This window comes from Nocardia sp. NBC_01388, from assembly GCF_045040085.1.
Classification (GTDB): Bacteria; Actinomycetota; Actinomycetes; order Mycobacteriales; family Mycobacteriaceae; genus Nocardia.
The window spans coordinates 4056394-4073615 of sequence record NZ_CP109553.1; the positions used below are offsets into that span (position 1 = coordinate 4056394).

Annotated in this window: 19 protein-coding genes and 1 pseudogene; 7 read left to right on the forward strand and 13 right to left on the reverse strand. The window is 66.9% G+C overall.

Annotated features, from left to right (window positions below):
* Window positions 1-41: 41 nt before the first annotated feature.
* The 3 genes from OG716_RS20095 to rimP form a co-directional block, all read right to left on the reverse strand.
* Window positions 42-377: a YlxR family protein gene (locus tag OG716_RS20095; RefSeq protein WP_405139031.1), complete on the reverse strand. Its 336-nt coding sequence runs from the start codon at window positions 375-377 to the stop codon at window positions 42-44.
* Window positions 378-506: 129 nt separating this feature from the next.
* Entirely contained in the window at window positions 507-1535 is a 1029-nt protein-coding gene (gene nusA, locus OG716_RS20100) for a transcription termination factor NusA (RefSeq protein WP_327144921.1), read from the reverse strand.
* Window positions 1532-2200, reverse strand: a complete 669-nt coding sequence (gene rimP / locus OG716_RS20105) for a ribosome maturation factor RimP (RefSeq protein WP_405139032.1) — start codon at window positions 2198-2200, stop codon at window positions 1532-1534. Before rimP ends, nusA begins: the two co-directional genes overlap by 4 nt.
* A gap of 294 nt (window positions 2201-2494) precedes the next feature.
* On the opposite strand from rimP, the gene OG716_RS20110 reads away from it, so the two are divergent.
* The 3 genes from OG716_RS20110 to OG716_RS20120 all read left to right on the forward strand — a co-directional run bounded on the left by OG716_RS20110 (window position 2495) and on the right by OG716_RS20120 (window position 5074).
* Entirely contained in the window at window positions 2495-3043 is a 549-nt protein-coding gene (locus tag OG716_RS20110) for a hypothetical protein (protein ID WP_405139033.1), read from the forward strand.
* A complete protein-coding gene (locus OG716_RS20115; protein WP_405139034.1) occupies window positions 3040-3474 on the forward strand; it encodes a ferritin-like domain-containing protein in 435 nt (144 codons plus the stop codon). Before OG716_RS20110 ends, OG716_RS20115 begins: the two co-directional genes overlap by 4 nt.
* A 157-nt stretch (window positions 3475-3631) precedes the next feature.
* A complete protein-coding gene (locus tag OG716_RS20120) occupies window positions 3632-5074 on the forward strand; it encodes a three-helix bundle dimerization domain-containing protein (protein ID WP_405139035.1) in 1443 nt (480 codons plus the stop codon).
* 107 nt (window positions 5075-5181) lie between these two features.
* On the opposite strand, the gene OG716_RS20125 is transcribed toward OG716_RS20120, so the two are convergent.
* Complete coding sequence (locus OG716_RS20125) at window positions 5182-6939, reverse strand: proline--tRNA ligase (protein WP_405139036.1); 1758 nt, start codon at window positions 6937-6939, stop codon at window positions 5182-5184.
* An 82-nt stretch (window positions 6940-7021) separates the two neighbouring features.
* Between OG716_RS20125 and yaaA the strand changes: the two genes are divergently transcribed.
* Window positions 7022-7765 carry a peroxide stress protein YaaA gene (gene yaaA, locus OG716_RS20130; RefSeq protein WP_405139037.1) on the forward strand — a complete coding sequence of 248 codons (744 nt, stop codon included), beginning with the start codon at window positions 7022-7024 and terminating at the stop codon, window positions 7763-7765.
* Between the two features lie 7 nt (window positions 7766-7772).
* Here yaaA and OG716_RS20135 read toward each other — a convergent pair whose 3' ends face one another.
* The 3 genes from OG716_RS20135 to OG716_RS20145 all read right to left on the reverse strand — a co-directional run bounded on the left by OG716_RS20135 (window position 7773) and on the right by OG716_RS20145 (window position 9655).
* Window positions 7773-8021 carry a hypothetical protein gene (locus tag OG716_RS20135; RefSeq protein ID WP_405139038.1) on the reverse strand — a complete coding sequence of 83 codons (249 nt, stop codon included), beginning with the start codon at window positions 8019-8021 and terminating at the stop codon, window positions 7773-7775.
* 72 nt (window positions 8022-8093) lie between these two features.
* Complete coding sequence (locus OG716_RS20140; protein WP_405139039.1) at window positions 8094-8585, reverse strand: carboxymuconolactone decarboxylase family protein; 492 nt, start codon at window positions 8583-8585, stop codon at window positions 8094-8096.
* Window positions 8582-9655, reverse strand: coding sequence for a dihydrodipicolinate reductase (locus OG716_RS20145; protein WP_405139040.1), 1074 nt, complete (start codon window positions 9653-9655; stop codon window positions 8582-8584). The genes OG716_RS20140 and OG716_RS20145 overlap by 4 nt, the downstream gene beginning before the upstream one ends.
* Before the next feature lie 45 nt (window positions 9656-9700).
* On the opposite strand from OG716_RS20145, the gene OG716_RS20150 reads away from it, so the two are divergent.
* Entirely contained in the window at window positions 9701-10171 is a 471-nt protein-coding gene (locus OG716_RS20150) for a nuclear transport factor 2 family protein (protein WP_327144909.1), read from the forward strand.
* Window positions 10172-10466: 295 nt separating this feature from the next.
* Window positions 10467-10682: pseudogene (locus tag OG716_RS20155) on the forward strand (DUF4189 domain-containing protein); the annotation flags it as partial.
* Window positions 10683-10842: 160 nt separating this feature from the next.
* On the opposite strand, the gene OG716_RS20160 reads toward OG716_RS20155, so the two are convergent.
* The 3 genes from OG716_RS20160 to OG716_RS20170 form a co-directional block, all read right to left on the reverse strand.
* The gene (locus OG716_RS20160; RefSeq protein ID WP_405139041.1) at window positions 10843-11520 is read right to left on the reverse strand and encodes an NADPH-dependent F420 reductase; all 678 of its coding nucleotides are present in this window, start codon (window positions 11518-11520) and stop codon (window positions 10843-10845) included.
* Between the two features lie 136 nt (window positions 11521-11656).
* The gene (locus OG716_RS20165) at window positions 11657-12115 is read right to left on the reverse strand and encodes a nucleoside deaminase (RefSeq protein ID WP_405139042.1); all 459 of its coding nucleotides are present in this window, start codon (window positions 12113-12115) and stop codon (window positions 11657-11659) included.
* Window positions 12112-13500 carry a purine-cytosine permease family protein gene (locus tag OG716_RS20170; protein WP_405139043.1) on the reverse strand — a complete coding sequence of 463 codons (1389 nt, stop codon included), beginning with the start codon at window positions 13498-13500 and terminating at the stop codon, window positions 12112-12114. Before OG716_RS20170 ends, OG716_RS20165 begins: the two co-directional genes overlap by 4 nt.
* A gap of 272 nt (window positions 13501-13772) precedes the next feature.
* Between OG716_RS20170 and OG716_RS20175 the strand changes: the two genes are divergently transcribed.
* The gene (locus OG716_RS20175; protein ID WP_405139044.1) at window positions 13773-14615 is read left to right on the forward strand and encodes an SCO6745 family protein; all 843 of its coding nucleotides are present in this window, start codon (window positions 13773-13775) and stop codon (window positions 14613-14615) included.
* Between the two features lie 17 nt (window positions 14616-14632).
* On the opposite strand, the gene OG716_RS20180 is transcribed toward OG716_RS20175, so the two are convergent.
* From OG716_RS20180 to OG716_RS20190, 3 genes are read right to left on the reverse strand one after another with little or no spacing between them, the layout of a single operon-like run.
* Complete coding sequence (locus OG716_RS20180) at window positions 14633-15241, reverse strand: methyltransferase family protein (RefSeq protein ID WP_405139045.1); 609 nt, start codon at window positions 15239-15241, stop codon at window positions 14633-14635.
* The gene (locus OG716_RS20185) at window positions 15241-15522 is read right to left on the reverse strand and encodes a hypothetical protein (protein ID WP_405139046.1); all 282 of its coding nucleotides are present in this window, start codon (window positions 15520-15522) and stop codon (window positions 15241-15243) included. Before OG716_RS20185 ends, OG716_RS20180 begins: the two co-directional genes overlap by 1 nt.
* Before the next feature lie 42 nt (window positions 15523-15564).
* Window positions 15565-17163, reverse strand: coding sequence for a PucR family transcriptional regulator (locus OG716_RS20190; RefSeq protein ID WP_405139047.1), 1599 nt, complete (start codon window positions 17161-17163; stop codon window positions 15565-15567).
* Between the last annotated feature and the right edge of the window lie 59 nt (window positions 17164-17222).

A 17222-nucleotide genomic window follows, 5' to 3' on the forward strand; every position in this document is an offset into this window, starting at 1 on the left:
TAATTCCGATGGTCGATCATCGTTGGTGCTTCACGGTGTGCTCATGAGTGCTCGTGCCTGTTCTCTACGTAATGCTCCAGGGCTGAGATATCCAGATGTCCGGACACTCGTAGTGCTCTGCCGAATGCTCGGCGCCGAACTGCTTGGCTCAGACAAAGCGAAGAGGGGTGCAACCAGGCACCCCTTCCGGGCAGTCTACGCCTCGGATCGGGAACAACCACAGTCTCCTGCGCCACGACCCGCAATAGTTCAGCGGCTAGCACTTGTTTCCGGCATCCGATGCAGGTCCGCACAGGTGCTGATCTTGATTGCACCCGCCGGACGCACAAAGCAGCCGGAGACTCGCGCTGAGCCTGCTCCCACTCTACCGCTGACATGTCCCGATCTCCGCATCCGTACCCCTGGGAAGTTACCAAGCTGTCATCCGCGGGGTCTGTTTCACAAATCTCGGGACCTACCGGGGCCGATTCGTGCTACAAGATCAACCCCGGTGTGGCGCCCGTGCGTCAGCTCCGATGGGCTTCGGAGCGCACCGACCCCGCGACATCGGGTGCCGCATCGCTGCGAATATCGATACGCCAGCCGGTGAGACGTGCTGCGAGGCGGGCATTCTGGCCCTCCTTGCCGATCGCCAGCGAGAGCTGGAAGTCCGGCACCACGACCCGGGCCGCACGGGCGTCGGGATCGACAATCGTGACGGAGACAACCTTCGACGGGGAGAGCGCATTCCCGACGAAGGTGGCCGGATCCTCGGCGTAGTCGATGATGTCGATCTTCTCGCCGGCCAGCTCGCTCATGACATTGCGCACGCGCTGACCCATCGGGCCGATGCAGGCGCCCTTGGCGTTCACGCCGGAGACGGTGGAGCGGACCGCGATCTTGGAGCGGTGCCCGGCCTCGCGGGCCACGGCCACGATCTCGACCGAACCGTCCGCGATCTCCGGCACCTCGAGCGCGAACAGGCGGCGCACCAGGTTCGGGTGGGTCCGCGAGAGGGTGATCTGCGGGCCGCGGGGACCACGCGAGACGCCGACCACGTAGCACTTGATGCGATCGCCGTGCTCATAGGTTTCGCCCGGCACCTGCTCGGCGGGCGGGATGACGCCCTCCGTGCCGTTCGCCTCGCTGCCGATGCGCACCACGATGGTGCCGCGCGCGTTCATGCGGGCGTCGCGCTGGATGACGCCGCCGACGATATCGCCCTCATGGGTGGCGAAGTCGCCGAAGGACTTCTCGTTCTCGGCATCACGCAGCCGCTGCAGCACCACCTGGCGGGCGGTGGTGGCGGCGATGCGGCCGAAACCCTCTGGGGTGTCGTCCCATTCGGAGATGACATTGCTGTCGGCGTCGACCTCGCGGGCCATCACCCGCACGACACCGGTCTTCTGGTTGATGTCGATGCGGGCGTTGGCCTCATGGCCGTCGGTGTGCCGATAAGCGGTGAGCAACGCGGACTCGATCGCGGAGATCACGGTCTCCATCGAGATCCCCTTGTCGGCGACAATCGCGCGCAGGGCTTCGATTTCGATGTTCATTCCACGATCCCTTCGGTCGGTGAATCGGATACTGCTTCGTCTTCGTCTTCGGGTGCTTCGTCGTCCGGTGCTTCGTCTGCCGCGCCGTCGTCCAGGGGCACCTCCTGCGCACCCGGCCGCGGACGGCCCGGTGCGACTCCCCCGGCTAGCTCGAGTTCGGCGGTGCCGGGCGGAGAGAATTCCACCTGCACCACGGCGAACTCGATTCCGGCCAGCGGCACCGTCACCCGGTGTGGCTTCCGCTTGCCGCCGAGGACCAGTGCCACCTCGGTCTCGGTGGCGGCCCCCACGCGAGCCTCGAAGCGCGCCTTGCCCTTCTCCTCCGGAGATTCGACGCCCGGGCGGAGCGTGACCTTCACCTTGCGGCCGCGGGCGCGCCGCCAGTGGCGTAGCTCGGTGAGGGGTCGATCGATGCCGGGGGTGGTGACCTCCAGCAGATAGGGGGTCTCGCCGAAGTCGCCCGCCTCGTCGAGCGCCGCGGAAACTTCCGAGCTCAGCTCTGCGACGGCGTTCAGTGGGGCGGCCTCGTCACTGTCGACTGTCACCTTCACCTTGGCATGCGCGGTACCGGCGGCCGAAATCGAAACGCCCTCGAGGTCGAATCCCCGGCGTTCGACGAGTCCAGCAACGAGCTGGCTCACCCTTTCCTCGGTCGGCATCGGCATCTGGGGCGGCTCCTGGTTCAGTTGTCACGGGTTGCGATTGTGTGGTGCGGCTGTGCGGTGCGGCGGTGGTGCTGTCCAGAGTTCGGCGAATTAGCGCACCGAAGGTCTAGCGTAACGCGCGGAAAGAGTGTAAAGGACCAGCCGATGGTCGCTACTTCGGCATGGTCGGCGCTACCGGAACGGCGGCGTGTCCAGTGCCGACGCGCCCATTCCGGTGGCATATCGATCGAGATCACAGCCTATCGGACGGCCCTGACGCGGCGGGCGCGCTCCGGCGGCTGGCACCATGTACCCGTGCCCCGCAGTCAGAGCCGCCGAACAGGCGGCGTTCCGCTCACGCCCGAGCCCTCCGTTCGCACCGTGGACCGCCGTGCCGTACTGCGCCTGGCCGGTGGCGGCGTCTTCGCCGTCGCGGCCGCCGGCACGCTGACCGCCTGCGCCAAGGACGACAACCCCGAGCCTCCGGATCCGCTGCTGGCACAGGAACTGTCGGCCCGCACCGATGCCGCCGTCGCGAGCGCGGCCATTGCCGTCAACCCCACGCAGGCCGGGGCACTGCAGACGATCGCCACCCAGCGCGGCGCGCACGCCGACGCGCTGCGCACCGAAATCGACCGCGCCATAGGCGTTTACGGTGACGGCACCACGCCCAGCCGCCGGGTCGCGCCGGTCACCCCCACCGTCGCGGTGCCGCCGCCGTCGGTGAATCAGCTGCGCACCAACCTGACTCAGGCCCAGCGCGCCGCCGCCGACCTGTCGGTCACGCTCACCGGCTATCGCGCCGGCCTGCTCGGTTCGATCAGCGCCGCCTGCGCCACCCACGCGGGAGTCCTGCTCGCATGACCACATCTGATCAGCAGGCGCTCACCGATGCGTTGAGCGCCGAGTACGCCGCCGTCTACGCGTACGGCATCATTGCCGCCTTCGCCAATCACGACCGCGACAGGCTCGTCGCCGAATCCACTGCGGCACACCGGGCCCGGCGGGATGCGACCATCGACACCCTGAAGTCGCTCGGTGCGAACGCCCCGGCGCCCGCCGCCGCCTATACGACCCCGTTCGTCGTCGACGACCCGATTCCGGCCGCCAAACTCGCGGTGACCGTCGAGTCCGATACGGCCGCGGTGTGGCGGTCCGCGGTGGAACGCGCCGACACCCCCGAAATCCGGCACATCGCCCTCGACGCTCTCACCGAAACCGCCATGCGACTGGCCACCTGGCAGTCCATCCTCGGCGCCAACCCGATCACGGTCGCCTTTCCCGGCCAGCCCTGACCGCCACCCGATAGCCGCACAGATTCGGCCCGGGGACAATTCTTCTCGATCTCGCTCGGTCCGAACTCGTCGGTGAATACCGGTAAGGTCGGACCGACGTGGACAGGTGCATTATCCCTGCCGCGCAATCAATTCCGATGTGAGTCGAGGAGAGACTGTGGCGGTCGATACTGCCCGGGAAGAAAAAGCACTGCGTGCGCTGACGAATCGCCTGGTAGACGACTATGGCGAGGCGCATTCGAAGGAACGTGTCGAGGCCGTGGTGGGTACGGTGCGGCGGCGGTTCGACGGGCATTCGGTGCGGGATTTCGTTCCCATTCTGATCGAGCGAATTGCGCGGCGGGAGTTGGATCCGGCCGCGGCGGAACCCGATATCGAACAATCGGTTTCAGCGAATACGACAGCAATTCCATTGGGCGACAATTCGAATTCGGCCGGTAGTCATCTGTTCGACACCTTGGGCCGATTGGGTTCGGCCGCGCGGGGTTTGGGCGGACGGTCGGCGGCCCTGCCGCGCCGCACCGTACTGATCGGCGGGGGCGCCGTGCTGGCGGTGATCGCGGTGGTGGCTGTTGTCGCTGTGCAGCAGCCGGATTCGGGGCCGGTGAGCGCCGGACCGGTGCCGTTGACGACCGTGCACGGTGTGGTCGGCTCGGAGAAGATGGCGTTCTTCGACGATCCGCAGGTCGCGCAGGCGCTGGCCAAGCACGGATTGCAGGTGCAGGTCGATCCGGCGGGATCGCGGCAGATCTCCACCTCGGTGGATCTGGCCAAGTACGACTTCGCCTTTCCGTCGAGTGCGGCGGCGGCCGAGCGCATCCAGCGCGAGCGCGGAGTGAGCGGCAAGTACACGCCGTTCGCCTCCCCCATGGTCATCGCGACCTTCAAGCCGATCGCGGACCTGCTGACCCAGGCCGGCATCGTAGCGCCCGGCGCGACAACAACATTCGACGTCGAGAAGTACCTCGCCCTGGCCGAGCAGGGCACGCAGTGGGATCAGCTGGCGGGTAACACCGTTTATCCGGTCCGCAAGAATGTGCTGGTGGCCACCACCGATCCGCGGACGTCCAACTCCGCCGCGATGTACCTGGCGGTGACCGCCTATGTCGCCAATGACAACACCATCGTGCGCGGGACCAAGGCCGAAGACTATGCGGTGTCCCGCATTTCGCGCCTGTTCACGCGCCAGGGCTACACCGAGTCCAGCAGTGACGGACCGTTCAAGGATTACCTCGCCAATGGCATGGGCCCGGTGCCGATGGCCTGGGTCTACGAAGCCCAGTACGTGGACGCCGCCGTGCACGGGCAGTTGAAGCCCGACATGGTACTGATGTACCCGAAGCCGACCGTGCTGTCCCAGCACACGGTGGTACCGCTGAACGATAAGGGCGATCGGATCGGCAAGCTGCTGACCACCGATTCGGAGCTGCAACGGCTCGCAGCCGAACACGGCTTCCGGCCCAACGATCCGAGCCTGTTCACGAAAGTCACCGCCGAGCACCAGGTTCCGGTGGACACGAACCTCGTCAATGTGGTCGATCCACCGGATTACGACACCCTCGAGCATCTGCTCGGCGACGTCGCCAGGGCGTACAACTGAGTCGAAACATCAGGGCTGAAACGACCCGGCTGAAACAACCGGGGCGGAATAACGAAGCCGCGCATCACCAAACGTGATGCGCGGCTTCCTGTCTCGCTATCGGACGGTCAGCCGCGCACCCTGGCGACGATGGACGCCACGGCCGATTCGGCCGGGAGCTCATCGCTGGTGCCGGCGAAGCGGTCGCGCAGTTCGAGCTTGCCCTCGGCCCAGCCGCGGCCGATGACGACCACCAGCGGCATGCCCAGCAGCTCGGCATCCTTGAACTTGACGCCCGGGGAGGCCTTGCGGTCGTCGAAGAGCACCTCGAGACCCTGCGAGTTCAGTTCCGCCACAATCTGTTCCGCACCCTCGCGCGCGCCGTCGTCCTTATTGGCGATGACCACGTGCACGTCGTACGGCGCGACCTCGCGGGGCCAGCGCAGGCCCTTCTCGTCGTGCATCTGCTCGGCGATCACGGCCATCATGCGGGAGACGCCGACGCCGTAGGAGCCCATGGTCAGGCGCACCGGCTTACCGTTCTCGCCGAGCACGTCGACCTCGAAGGAGTCGGTGTACTTCTGGCCGAGCTGGAAGATGTGGCCGATCTCGATACCGCGCGCGGTCTCCAGGACGCCACGGCCGTCGGGCGAGGGATCGCCGTTCCGGACCTCGGCGGCCTCGATGGTGCCGTCGGCGACGAAGTCGCGCCCGGCGACCAGGTTCACGTAGTGCTTACCGGACTCGTCGGCACCGGTGATCCAGGCGGTTCCGGAGACCACGCGTGGGTCGAGCAGGTAGCGAACACCGTTGGCCAGCAGTGCCTTCGGGCCGATGTAACCCTTCACCAGGAAGGGATTGGCCTTGAAGTCCGCGTCGCCGAGCAGCTCCACCTCGGCGGGTTCGACCGAAGCCTCGAGCCGCTTCTCGTCGACCTCGCGGTCGCCCGGAATGCCGACGCCGAGGATCTCGGTCTTGCCGTCCGGGTAGCGCAGCTTGACGATCACGTTCTTCAGCGTGTCCGCGGCGGTGACGGGGCGGCCCAGCTGCTCGGCGATGCCCGCACTGTTCGCCCACTCCACCAGCGACGCGATGGTCGGGGTGCCGGGGGTCTCGTGTGCCACGGCCTCGGCCTGGCCTTCGAGCGGGATCTCCGGGGGTGCGGCGGTAATCACTGCCTCGACGTTTGCGGCATAACCGGATTCGCGGCAGATCACGTAGGTGTCCTCGCCGACGGGGCTGTCGGCCAGGAACTCCTCGGAGGCGGATCCGCCCATGGCGCCGGAGGTGGCGGCCACGATCACATACGACACGCCCAAGCGCTCGAAGATCTTCTGGTACGCCTCGCGGTGCGCGCTGTAGCTCTTCTCGAGCCCGTCCTCATCGAGGTCGAAGGAGTACGAATCCTTCATGATGAATTCGCGGCCGCGCAGGATGCCGGCGCGCGGACGCGCCTCATCGCGGTACTTGGTCTGGATCTGGTACAGAGTGACCGGCAGATCCTTGTACGAGTTGTATTCACCCTTCACGGTGAGCGCGAAAAGCTCCTCGTGGGTGGGCCCGAGCAGGTAGTCCTGTCCCTTGCGGTCCTTGAGCCGGAACAGGCCGTCGCCGTATTCGGTCCACCGGTTGGTGGTCTCGTACGGTTCGCGCGGCAGCAGCGCCGGCAGCGAAATCTCCTGGGCGCCGATGGCGTCCATTTCCTCCCGGACGACATTCTCGATCTTGCGCAGTGTGCGCAGGCCGAGCGGCAGCCACGAGTAGATGCCGGGCGCGATGCGGCGCACGTATCCGGCGCGGACCAGCAACCTGTGGCTGGGCACCTCGGCATCGGCGGGATCGTCGCGCAGGGTGCGCAGGAAGAGGTGGGAGAGGCGGGTGATCACGGCTCCACAGACTAGCCGCTGCTGAGCCGATGCTCACAGTGCCTCACTGCTCGCTCGCTCGCGTGCACTACCGTGTTCGCCTGTGCTGGTGCTGCTGCCTCCCTCAGAAACCAAGTCCGACGGTGGTTCGGGCCGTCCCCTGGACCTGGATGCCCTTGCGATGCCGCAGCTCACGGCGGTTCGCGACAAGCTGGTCACCGAGTTGATCCAACTGGCCGCCGATCCGGAGGCCTCGCGGTCCGCGCTGGCCCTGGGCAAGGGGGCTGACGCGGAGATCGCGCGCAATGCCGCGCTGCGCACCTCCCCGACCCGGGCGGCGCTGGACCGGTACACCGGCGTGCTCTACGACGCGCTCGATGCCGCGTGCTTCACCACGGCGCAGCGCACCAAGGCCAATGCGCGGCTGGCCATCGGGTCGGCGCTGTTCGGCGTGGTGCGGGCGGGCGATCCGATTCCGGCGTACCGGCTTTCGGGTGGTTCCAAGCTGCCCGGGATGCCGACGCTGCAATCGGTGTGGAAACAGGTGCTGCCGGAGGCGCTGCGCGAGGAGACCGACGGGCAGCTGATCGTCGATCTGCGTTCGGGCACCTACCAGAATCTGGGCCGCATCCCCGGTGCGATCACCGCCGCCGTGCTCACCGAGCGTCCCGACGGCAGCCGAACGGTCGTGAGTCACTTCAATAAACATCACAAGGGCCTGCTGGCCCGTGCGCTGGTCCTCGCCCGTTCCGAGCCGGCCGATATCAACGGCCTGGCGCGGGTGGCCGAGAAGTTCGGCCTGCGCATCGAAATCGCTTCGCCGACCGAACTTCTCGTACTCACCTAGCCGAATCTCACTGCGTGCGCCGATAACTCCGGAAGGCGGAGACGGCCCACCACAACGCGAGCGCGGCCAGCGCCGGCAGGTAGCCCAGGTGTGCGGCCACGAATCCCGCGCCGGCCGTGCCCGCGAGTCCGCTGCGGCCGATATCGACGGCCCAGGACACCGGGTTGAACTTCGAAATGCCCTGCACCCAACCGGGTATGAGGGCGGTGGCCATCATGCCCGAGGACAGGAAGGTCTCGGGCAGAATGATCAGCACGGAGTCCGGTCCGCCGGAGAAAGGTGAGCGGCGCCGTCCAGGTAGGGCCGGACGGCGCCGCTCATCGGCTGCTTACCGCCCCGCGGGATGACCGGGAAGTACGCAGACGGCATCGAGGCCGAGGACGTGGTTGAGCCGGCCGAAGGCGAGCCAGGAGCCCAGGCACATGGACAGTTCCACCACTTCGGCCTGGGAGTAGGCGGCGAACATGCGGGTCCAGAATTCGTCGTCGAGATTGTGGTGGTCGAGGGCGTAGCGCTCGGCGTATTCGGCGGCCAGGCGGGTGCGGTCGTCGAAGGATTCGGTGGTGCGCCAGTCGGTGACATCTTGTTCGAAGGACTCGTCGACCTTTTCGCCATTGCGGTCGGTGCGCCAGTCCAGGCAGAACAGGCAGCCGTTGATCTGTGCGATACGCAGGCGGGCGGCCTCGAATTCGCGCAGTCCGAGCGTGGTGTGGGAGTAGACGGCGAGGGAGAACGCGGCGGCGGCAGTGCCGATGCCGGGCACCATTTCACCCCATACGTAGCCGATGGGGTCCTTGCCTTCGGGAATGTCGATGATCACGGCTGGTTCCTTCCGAGAGTGCCGGGTCGCAGGGGGATGTCGAGGGCGTCGTAGAGGCCGGGTTCGGCGGCCACGAGCCAGTCGATGGCGCCGACCAATCTGCCTACGGCGGTGGCGTTTCCGCCCGCGGAGTGATTGCCGTCCTCATCGGTGGCCTGAATGGTGACCTCGATGTGCGGGCGGCCCTCGATGATCACGCGATGCGCGCCGGCGCCGCCGTGCGGCAGCGGCCAATCAGTGGCACAGGAGGCGTGTATGCGGGTGATGTGCTCGATGACGATGCGCGCGCGGCCGTCGACAATGCCCTGCACTTCGAAGCGGATCGCGCCCTGGGTGCCCGCCTCGAACTCGCCCATCAGCTCGGTGCTGACGGTGGCGTCGAGCGGACGCCGCTCGACCACCTCGCGGATCTCCTCGACGGCGACGCCGAGCCCGCGCGCGATGAGCCGAATCTGCCCGCCCCACACCATGGTCGGCACCGAGGCCATGAGCATGGGCGGGTCGTAGTCCATGGGCTGACCCATGCCGACCAGATAGCGCACCGAATCGGGTTGGTCGTAGGTGGTGTAGTCGAAGATCTCCTGGCAGCGCACCACATCCACGGTGCTGCCGAGCCCGCTCACGAGCAGCGGCAGCACATCGTTGCCCCAGCCCGGATCGACGCCGGAGACGAACAGTGAGCCGCCGTCCTCGGCGATCGCGGCGAGCACCGGCTCGCGCAGTTCGGCCGGGGCATTGCGCTGGTCGTAGAGGGCGTACAGCGCGGGGGTCACCACCACCGCGCCCGCTCGCAGTGCGCGCAGGATGTCGGCGAGGGCGTCATCGGGCCGGATATCGCCCGAGGCCGCGTACACCACGGCGCCCGGCCCCGAGGCGAGCGCGGCGGCGATATCGTCGGTCGCCGCCACGCCCAGTGCGGTGTCGAGCCCGGCGAGGTCGCCCGCATCGCGGCCCACCTTCGCCGGATTGTGCACGAGCACGCCGGTCAATTTCAGCGCCGGATGCGCGGCCACCGCGCGGATGGCGGCACGGCCGACATTGCCGGTGCCCCAGACCAGGGTGGGAATCATTTCGGGAGGGTAGCAAATGCTTGGTTGGTCGTGGTCCAATTCACTATGGATTTGAATGCAGTCGAGGAGATTCGCACCCTCAAGTACCGCTATCTGCGGACGCTGGACCTCAAGCAGTGGAAGGATTTCGGCGAGACGCTCAGCACCGACGTGATCGGTTCCTACGGTTCGCCCTCAGGTGGAATGCCGCTCGAATTCGCAGGTCGGGACCAGATTGTCGACTATATGCAGGGCGCGCTGAGCGGGAACATCATCACCGTGCACGTGGCCAATCACCCGGAGATCGAGGTCGACGGTGATACCGCCACCGGCAGTTGGTGTTTGGAGGACACGGTCATAGTCCCCGACTATCAATTGCTGATCCGCGGGGCCGCGTACTACAACGACACCTACCGCCGCGAGGACGGCATCTGGCGGATCACGAGCACCGGTTACGTGCGGATCTACGAGTCCAAGGTGTCCACCGCGGGCCTGCCCGGGTACGAGATCACCGCCAATCGGTGGGCCGGAAACTGATCTTCCCGGACGGGAAAAGCGCTGAGCGCCTTACCCTCTGCGTGTTCACCTAGCGGTTAACGCCTGTCGGTGCCGCACACGATAGTGGTGCGCACGGCCGAATTCGTTCGGCCGGCAGCACTATCGGTTCGACACACAGCTAGGAACACTCATACGCAAGATCCTTCTCGGTACCGCCGGTATCGCGTTCGCCGCTCTCGCCACCGTCCTGCCCGCCGCACCGGCGTCGGCCTCCGCCAACTGGGGCGCCATCGCCGTCTCCGGTGATGGCGATCTGGGCTGAGCCTGGAATTACGACTCCGAGTCCGCCGCCGGCCAGGCCGCCGAGGCCAAGTGCGGTTACAGCGACTGCTCGACCGTCGCCTCCTTCACCGGCTGCGGTTCGGTCGCCTACTCGGCGAGCATGAACAAGTACACCGGCGGTTACGGCTCCACGCCGGCGGAGGCCGAGAGCTCCGCGCTCTGGTACGGCGATTCCACCATCGTGCGCGCGGCCATCTGCAACGACTGATCCGCGGCCCCGCGCGACGGACCTGACACCGTTGCCGCAGGGGCTGGCCCCGGGGGAAATGAATCGGGTTGTCCGGCCCGGACAGCACAGCATCCGAGGGGATGTCGCAGTATCCGGCCCGGCAATTCGGCCGATGGATTTCACCATCGGGCAAGAAGTTTCACCGTTCGGCGGCGTCGACCGCCTTGCGCACCGTCTCGGCATCGGCCGGGGCCGCGTCGTTCTCCCAGAAGGGAGCGGCGGCCGCGTACGGCGCACCGTAAGCCGGAGTATCGGGATGAGTCCGCCAGCTGTCGCTCGCACCGCCGATATCGACCGTGTCGTAGCCCAGCGCATTGATGAACTGTGTGGCAGCGGCTTTCGCGTCGGAATCATCGCCCGCGATCGGCAGCGCGGTCCGATCGGACGCACCGGCCGGGCGGCTCAGTACCGCCAAATGCTTGAAGTAGATGTTGTTGAACGCCTTGACAACCCGTGACCGCGGCAGATGCCGCTGCAGTAGCTCACTGCTGGTGGCCGTGCCCGCCTCCAGATCCGGGAACTCGCCGTCGCGCTCGGGGTAATAGTTATTGGTGTCGATGACGACCTTGCCGACCAGCGGGTCCGCCGGTACGTCGCGGTAGGCCTTCAACGGAACCGTCACCACCACAATGTCTCCGGCCGCGGCGGCCTCCTCGGGAGTTCCGGCGCGCGCCCGCTCCCCCAGCTCCCGCACCAGATCGGCCAGGGTCTCGGGCCCCCGGGAATTGCTCAGCACCACATCGATCCCGGCGGCGACGGCCAGTCTGGCCAGCGTCCCGCCGATATTGCCGCTCCCGATCAATCCCACGGTAGTCATGATTCGTGCCAACCCCCGCGCGTCTGCGGATGTTCCCTGGCATGGGGAGCCGCAGCGCCCCGGCCCGGTTCGCCCCTGCGGCCGCCACACTCCCGACGGCCGCAGGAACTCGCCGGATGGTCTCAGCCGCGGGTGGTCACTCCGCTACTCCTATGTCCTCGTTCCAGAGTTCCGGCCGGTCGGCGATGAAGCGTTCCATCATGTCCACGCAGGCCGGATCGTCCAGCACGGTGATCGACACCCCGTGTGCGGCAAGCCATTCGTGGCCGCCGGTGAAGGTGATCGACTCGCCAACCACCACCGCGCCGATGCCGAACTGGCGGACCAGGCCGCTGCAGTACCAGCAGGGCGACAGGGTGGTCACCATGATGGTGTCGCGGTAGTCGCGGCGGCGACCGGCATTGCGGAAGGCGTCGGTCTCGGCGTGCAGGCTGGGGTCTCCGGCCTGGACGCGGCGATTGTGACCGCGGCCGAGCAGGTTCCCCTGCGAGTCGAAGAGCGCGGCGCCGATCGGAATGCCGCCCTCGGCGAGCCCGAGCTGCGCCTCGTCATAGGCGGTGACCAGCAGATCTTTTGCGGTGATCATGCCGATCATGCTGCCACCGCCGCGCGCGCGATCCGTGCACGGTTGAGCAGCAGATATGCCGCGCCGGAGATCAGGAAGCCGACGAAGAAGGTGATATCGCCGAGCTGCGGCCAGGCCTTGGCCGCGTAGCCGACGAACTTCGCCTGATTGGAGAACAGCACCACCGACAGCACCAGACCGATCAGGAAGGCCGCCACGCCGCCCCAGTTGGTGTACGAGCGGTCGTAGAGCAGGTGATCGATGCGCTGGCCGCGCCGCAGATACTCGTCGGCGAAGACGATGCCGAGCCACGGGCCGATCCAGTAGGCGACGATCAGCAGGAAGGCCTCGTAGTTGGCCGCGGCGTCGGGCAGCGCCCACCACGCGACCAGGAAGCCGACCACACCGAAGACGGCCGAGACCAGCGCCCGCTGGATGCGTACCGGCAGCTTGAAGCCCATGGTGACGAAAGCCATTGCGCCCGAATACACATTGAGCGCATTGGCCGCCACCGCGCCGACCGCGATGGCCAGCAGTGTCAGCTTCGCCAGTGCCGTCGGCAGATTCGCGGTGAACACATCGGTCGGGCTGCCCTCGGCCGTCGCGGCCACGGTCGCCGAGGCGGCGCCGACCACGGTGAGCCAGGCGCAGGAGAGGAACAGGCCGGCCGAGGCCCAGAGGCCGGTCGCGGTCCGGGAGACGGTGGACGGCAGATAGCGAGAGTAGTCCGCGGCGTAGGGATTCCAGCCCGCGCCGTAACCGAATGCGGTGCCGACGGTCAGCAGGAAGCCGCCCATGCCGCCCGCGCCTCCGGCCGGCGCGGGTGCGCCCAGATCGGCCTTGCTGAAGATCACCACGGTGACGATGGCGAAGACGATCGCCAAGAGCGGGAAGGCAATTCGCTCGAAGGCCTGCACCAGATTGTGGCCGAAGAATGCGAAAGCGGTCTGCACCAGCACGATGACGAGCAAGGAGGGCAGTTTCGGCAGACCGGTCAGTGAGTTCAGCGCGAACGCGCCGCTGACGCTATTGGTGGCGAACCAGCCGACACCGCACATGATGGCCATGAATCCGGCCGGCAGCGCATTACCGAGATAGCCGAATCCCAAGCGGCCCAGCACCATTTGCGGCACACCGTGCAGCGGGCCGCGGGCCGAGAGCAGATAGTGCGCGACCGCGCCGAGACCGAGTCCGATCACCAGACCCAGACTCGCCTGCCAGAAGTTCATCCCGTAGGCGGTCACGGCGAGGACGCCGACGAAGATCGTCGCGAACTCCATATTCGGAGACATCCACGTCCAGAACAGTTTTCGTGGCGTACCGTGCCGGGCTCTGTCGGGAATGTAGTCGTCGCCGCCGGGCTCGACGGCTATCAGCCGATCACTGTAAGCCGCCTCGGTCCGGGTCGATGCCATAGATACAACTCCTCAAATCTCGGTCGCTTGACCTGTGAGGATTGTGCGGGTCCGATTGTTGCCTGAATATGAAACAGCGTTACCAGCGGAAATCAATCTAGTGACCCAGGTCACATGCCTTACAGTGAGCGCGAAAACGGGCGCGCAAACTTACGATTCGACGGGGCGGCAATCCGCCTGTAGCGCAGCACAATCCGGCGGTTCTCAGAATTCCGGAGAATCATCCGGCGATCTGGCTTTAGTGAGATGAATCTAGCAAGTAGTGTGACGGAATGGACAACGACTTCGCCCGCGCGATGTGGCGGGTGCTCGAACCGCTGCACGCGGTGACCTATTTCGCGCCGAGTTGCACCGCCGCCAACAAGGCCGCCGGCTTCCGCGGATACTGGATGGGCTATTTCGCCGCCCGCTCCGCACCGCTGGGCGCCGTCGGACCCGGCGTGATCGAAGCGACGTTCTACAACTTCCACCCGGCGATGATCCGGCGCGCGATTCCCGACGCGTGGACCTTCGCCACTCCCGAGATCGCCCTGACCACCCGGAGTACCGCCGCCGCAGGGGTGCTTCAGGCCCTGGTCCCCGATCTCGCCGCCGTCATCGACGAGGCCCTGCCCGCACTCCAGGCGGCCATCGCCGGAGCGCCCGCGCCCGGCCGCGCGCTCTTCGCGGCCAATCGCGACCTGCCCACCCCAGCCGACCCCGCCGCGGCGCTCTGGCAGGCCGCCACCACACTGCGCGAGCATCGCGGCGACGGTCATGTCGGGTGCCTGCTCGCCGAGGGCATCGACGGCTGTGAAGCCCATGTTCTCTTCTCCGCCGACACCGGCGCGCCGGAGCAGATGTGGCGCGACAATCGCGGCTGGACCGAAACCGATTGGGCCGCAGCCCGCAACCGCCTGCAAGCCCGCGGTCTGCTCGATGACAGCGGCATTACCGATACCGGCCGGAACCTGCGCATCCACCTCGAATCCCGCACCGACGAGCTGGCCATGACCGCCTACCGCGACATCCCCGATATCGCGGCAGCCCTCGCCGCCCTCACTCCGGCCGCGAAGGCCGTCGCCCACAGCGGTGCGGTCCCCTACCCGAACCCCATGGGCGCCAACCCGATCTGACGCTCCCCGGCCGCATGTCACCAGACGCCGGGGACCAGGCGCTTGGTGCTGGATCGATAGCTCTCGTACGGCCGCCCCATGGTCTCGACCAGGGCCTTCTCCTCGACATCGATGCGCCGAATCAGGCCGTAGGTCGGAATGATCGTCACCACGAGCAGGGAGATCCAGTTGTCGGCGGCGATGCCGAAGCCGAGAGTGATGAGCAGAACGCCGGTGTAGGAGGGGTGGCGGATCCAGTGGTACGGCCCCCGATCCACCACCGACTGATCGGCATCGACCTCGACCGTGGTGCGGAATGACTTGCCCAGCACGGCAATTGCCCATACCCGCACGATCAGGCCCAGCCACATCACCATGACGCCGATAACTTCCCAGGTCAGTTGCGGACCGGGGAATCGCAGCGGGCTGTTCGAGGCCGGTACGCCAGCGACGATGCCGGCCACCAATACAGAGGGAAACATCAGCAGGAAGATCGTGAACCTGGTTCCGCGATCTCGGGCGGTGGAACCCGTGTGCCGCACTCTGTCGCGTATGCGCAGCCCTAGCTCGAGTGCCAACCATATCCAACTGGTGACGACGGCGGCGTTCACAATTTCTCCCCTCGTTCGGAACACTGACCTGCCCATCAAGGGAAGCACCCCATTCCCCGATGCGCATCGGGAAGTTCCCTGATGAGACCCCCGATATGCGCCGGATGGCAGGGCGTGCACGATGGCCCGCGGAAGTTCCGATCGGGCACGGTGAAGATATCGATGAATCCGAGGCCGCGCGTCCAGAAGTCCAGCGATGCCGCGAGATCAGCGGTCGGGACGATGACGAACATCGGCATGCCGTGATAGCCGCGATAGGGCTCGGGAGCAACCGCGTCGAGGGCGGGCATGGGGACGGGACTGATGTATTCGCTCATGCCCCGATCGTCGAGCCTCACGCAGCGTCAGGGTCAAGCCGACTACATCTCGCCGGGGACGGTGAGGTCGCGGATGAGCAGGGCGGTGTGCAGAGAGGTACGGGTCTCACCGTCGTCGAGGTCCACATCGAGGATGCGTTCGATGCGCGAGAGGCGGTCGTAGAGGGTGGGGCGGCTGATATTGAGGCGCTTGGCCAATTCGGTCTTGTTGCCTGCCAGATCCAGGAATTGGCGCAGCGTGCGGGTGAGGTCGGCTGATTGGCGGATGTCGTAGCGGAGTAGCGCGCTCAGTTCGGTTTCGGCGAAACGCTGCACTCCGGGTTCGTCGCGAATGAGGGAGAGCAGGCCGCGCAGCCGGACGTCGCCGCTGCGATAGAAGGGGCGGGGCGCCGAAGAGGCCAGGGAGAGTGCGACTTCGGCTACGTGCGCGGCCTGGGAGAGTTCACGGGCGGTATCCAGGAGTGAATCGGATTCAGCGCCCACGCCCAGTACGGCACGGTCGACGCCCGGTACCCGGCGGATTTCGCCGAGCATGAGGGTGCAGACGGCGGTGAGAACTGTGTCGAGATCACCGGTGCGCGAGACCGCCAGCACAAGGTTCACCCGATTGCCGTGATCGGGCGCGGCCAGGGCGGTCGCCTTGGCCAGTGCCACGCCGTGCAGCGCCGCGTCGAGAATCGCGGCGGTGCGCCGCTGGTGGGCAACGGGATCGGATTCGATCGCGGCCGCCACGTCGATGGCGAGCGGGATGTAGCGCGCCCGGCGCGCGAGACCCAGGGTGGCCGCGAGCGCGAGGGCATCACGCTCATCGGTGAGACGGCCGTTGATCATGTCGTCGATGAGACCGGTCTGCGCCTGCCGGTGCAGACCGAAGCGATCGCGCTCGACCATGCGATGCAGGGTCAGGGTTTGCGCGGCACGCTCGAGGACCATGCGGGCGCGGGCATCGGGAACTCGGCTGGAGCGCAGGATGAGCCGGCCCCAGCGCTGCATATGCGGGCCCACCGGAACCACATTCGCATCGTGGTCGGGCAGCAGGCGCGAGGTGGTCTCCCAGTGGTCGAGCAGCGTCGAGGTGGCGGTGTGGCGTGCGGTGGCGGCGAGCACCCGGTGGGTCAGATCCTCGAGCACCACGGAGGCGTCGAGCAGACCCGCGGCGGTCTTGACGATCTCGGCGAGGGACGCGCGGCGCACGCTCAGATCGGTGAAGGTCTCGTGCACGCTGTGCGCGAATTCCAGTTCGGCGTACTGGTCGGCCACGATGACGCGGTGCACCGCCTCGGTGACCTCGACGAATCGCACCACCTCCCCGAGCGCGACGATCGGCAACTGCAGCCGGTCGGCGGTCGCGGCCACGATAGGCGGCAATTCCCTTATGTACGTGCCCAATTCGACGACCAGGCCCGAGACCCCGGCGGCGGCCAGGGATTCCAGATAGCCGACGGTCGCCGCATCGCTGTGCGACAGCGCCTGCCCGGTGGTCAGGATCAGTTCCCGGCCCACCAGAAGTTTCGCGACATCCGAGAGTTCGCTGACATGCACCCAGCGCACCGGCCGGTCCAGCGATCCACCGCCGGCGACCTCTGGACGCCCGGCGCGCACCACGGGTATGGCCAGGACATCAGCAACGGTGAGGAGCACCTACGAATCGTAATACCAATGCTGAAACACCGTACAAAACGTCGGGGTGTGCGGCGACA

Coding starts and splice junctions, on each gene's coding strand:
- OG716_RS20185 (WP_405139046.1), bottom strand. CDS start 15,522: ATGAGCGAATACATCAGTCCCGTCCCCATGCCCGCCCTCGACGCGGTT.
- OG716_RS20145 (WP_405139040.1), bottom strand. CDS start 9,655: ATGATTCCCACCCTGGTCTGGGGCACCGGCAATGTCGGCCGTGCCGCC.
- OG716_RS20160 (WP_405139041.1), bottom strand. CDS start 11,520: ATGACTACCGTGGGATTGATCGGGAGCGGCAATATCGGCGGGACGCTG.
- OG716_RS20095 (WP_405139031.1), bottom strand. CDS start 377: ATGTCAGCGGTAGAGTGGGAGCAGGCTCAGCGCGAGTCTCCGGCTGCT.
- OG716_RS20180 (WP_405139045.1), bottom strand. CDS start 15,241: ATGGGCAGGTCAGTGTTCCGAACGAGGGGAGAAATTGTGAACGCCGCC.
- nusA (WP_327144921.1), bottom strand. CDS start 1,535: ATGAACATCGAAATCGAAGCCCTGCGCGCGATTGTCGCCGACAAGGGG.
- OG716_RS20150 (WP_327144909.1), top strand. CDS start 9,701: ATGGATTTGAATGCAGTCGAGGAGATTCGCACCCTCAAGTACCGCTAT.
- OG716_RS20170 (WP_405139043.1), bottom strand. CDS start 13,500: ATGGCATCGACCCGGACCGAGGCGGCTTACAGTGATCGGCTGATAGCC.
- OG716_RS20175 (WP_405139044.1), top strand. CDS start 13,773: ATGGACAACGACTTCGCCCGCGCGATGTGGCGGGTGCTCGAACCGCTG.
- rimP (WP_405139032.1), bottom strand. CDS start 2,200: ATGCCGATGCCGACCGAGGAAAGGGTGAGCCAGCTCGTTGCTGGACTC.
- OG716_RS20115 (WP_405139034.1), top strand. CDS start 3,040: ATGACCACATCTGATCAGCAGGCGCTCACCGATGCGTTGAGCGCCGAG.
- OG716_RS20165 (WP_405139042.1), bottom strand. CDS start 12,115: ATGATCGGCATGATCACCGCAAAAGATCTGCTGGTCACCGCCTATGAC.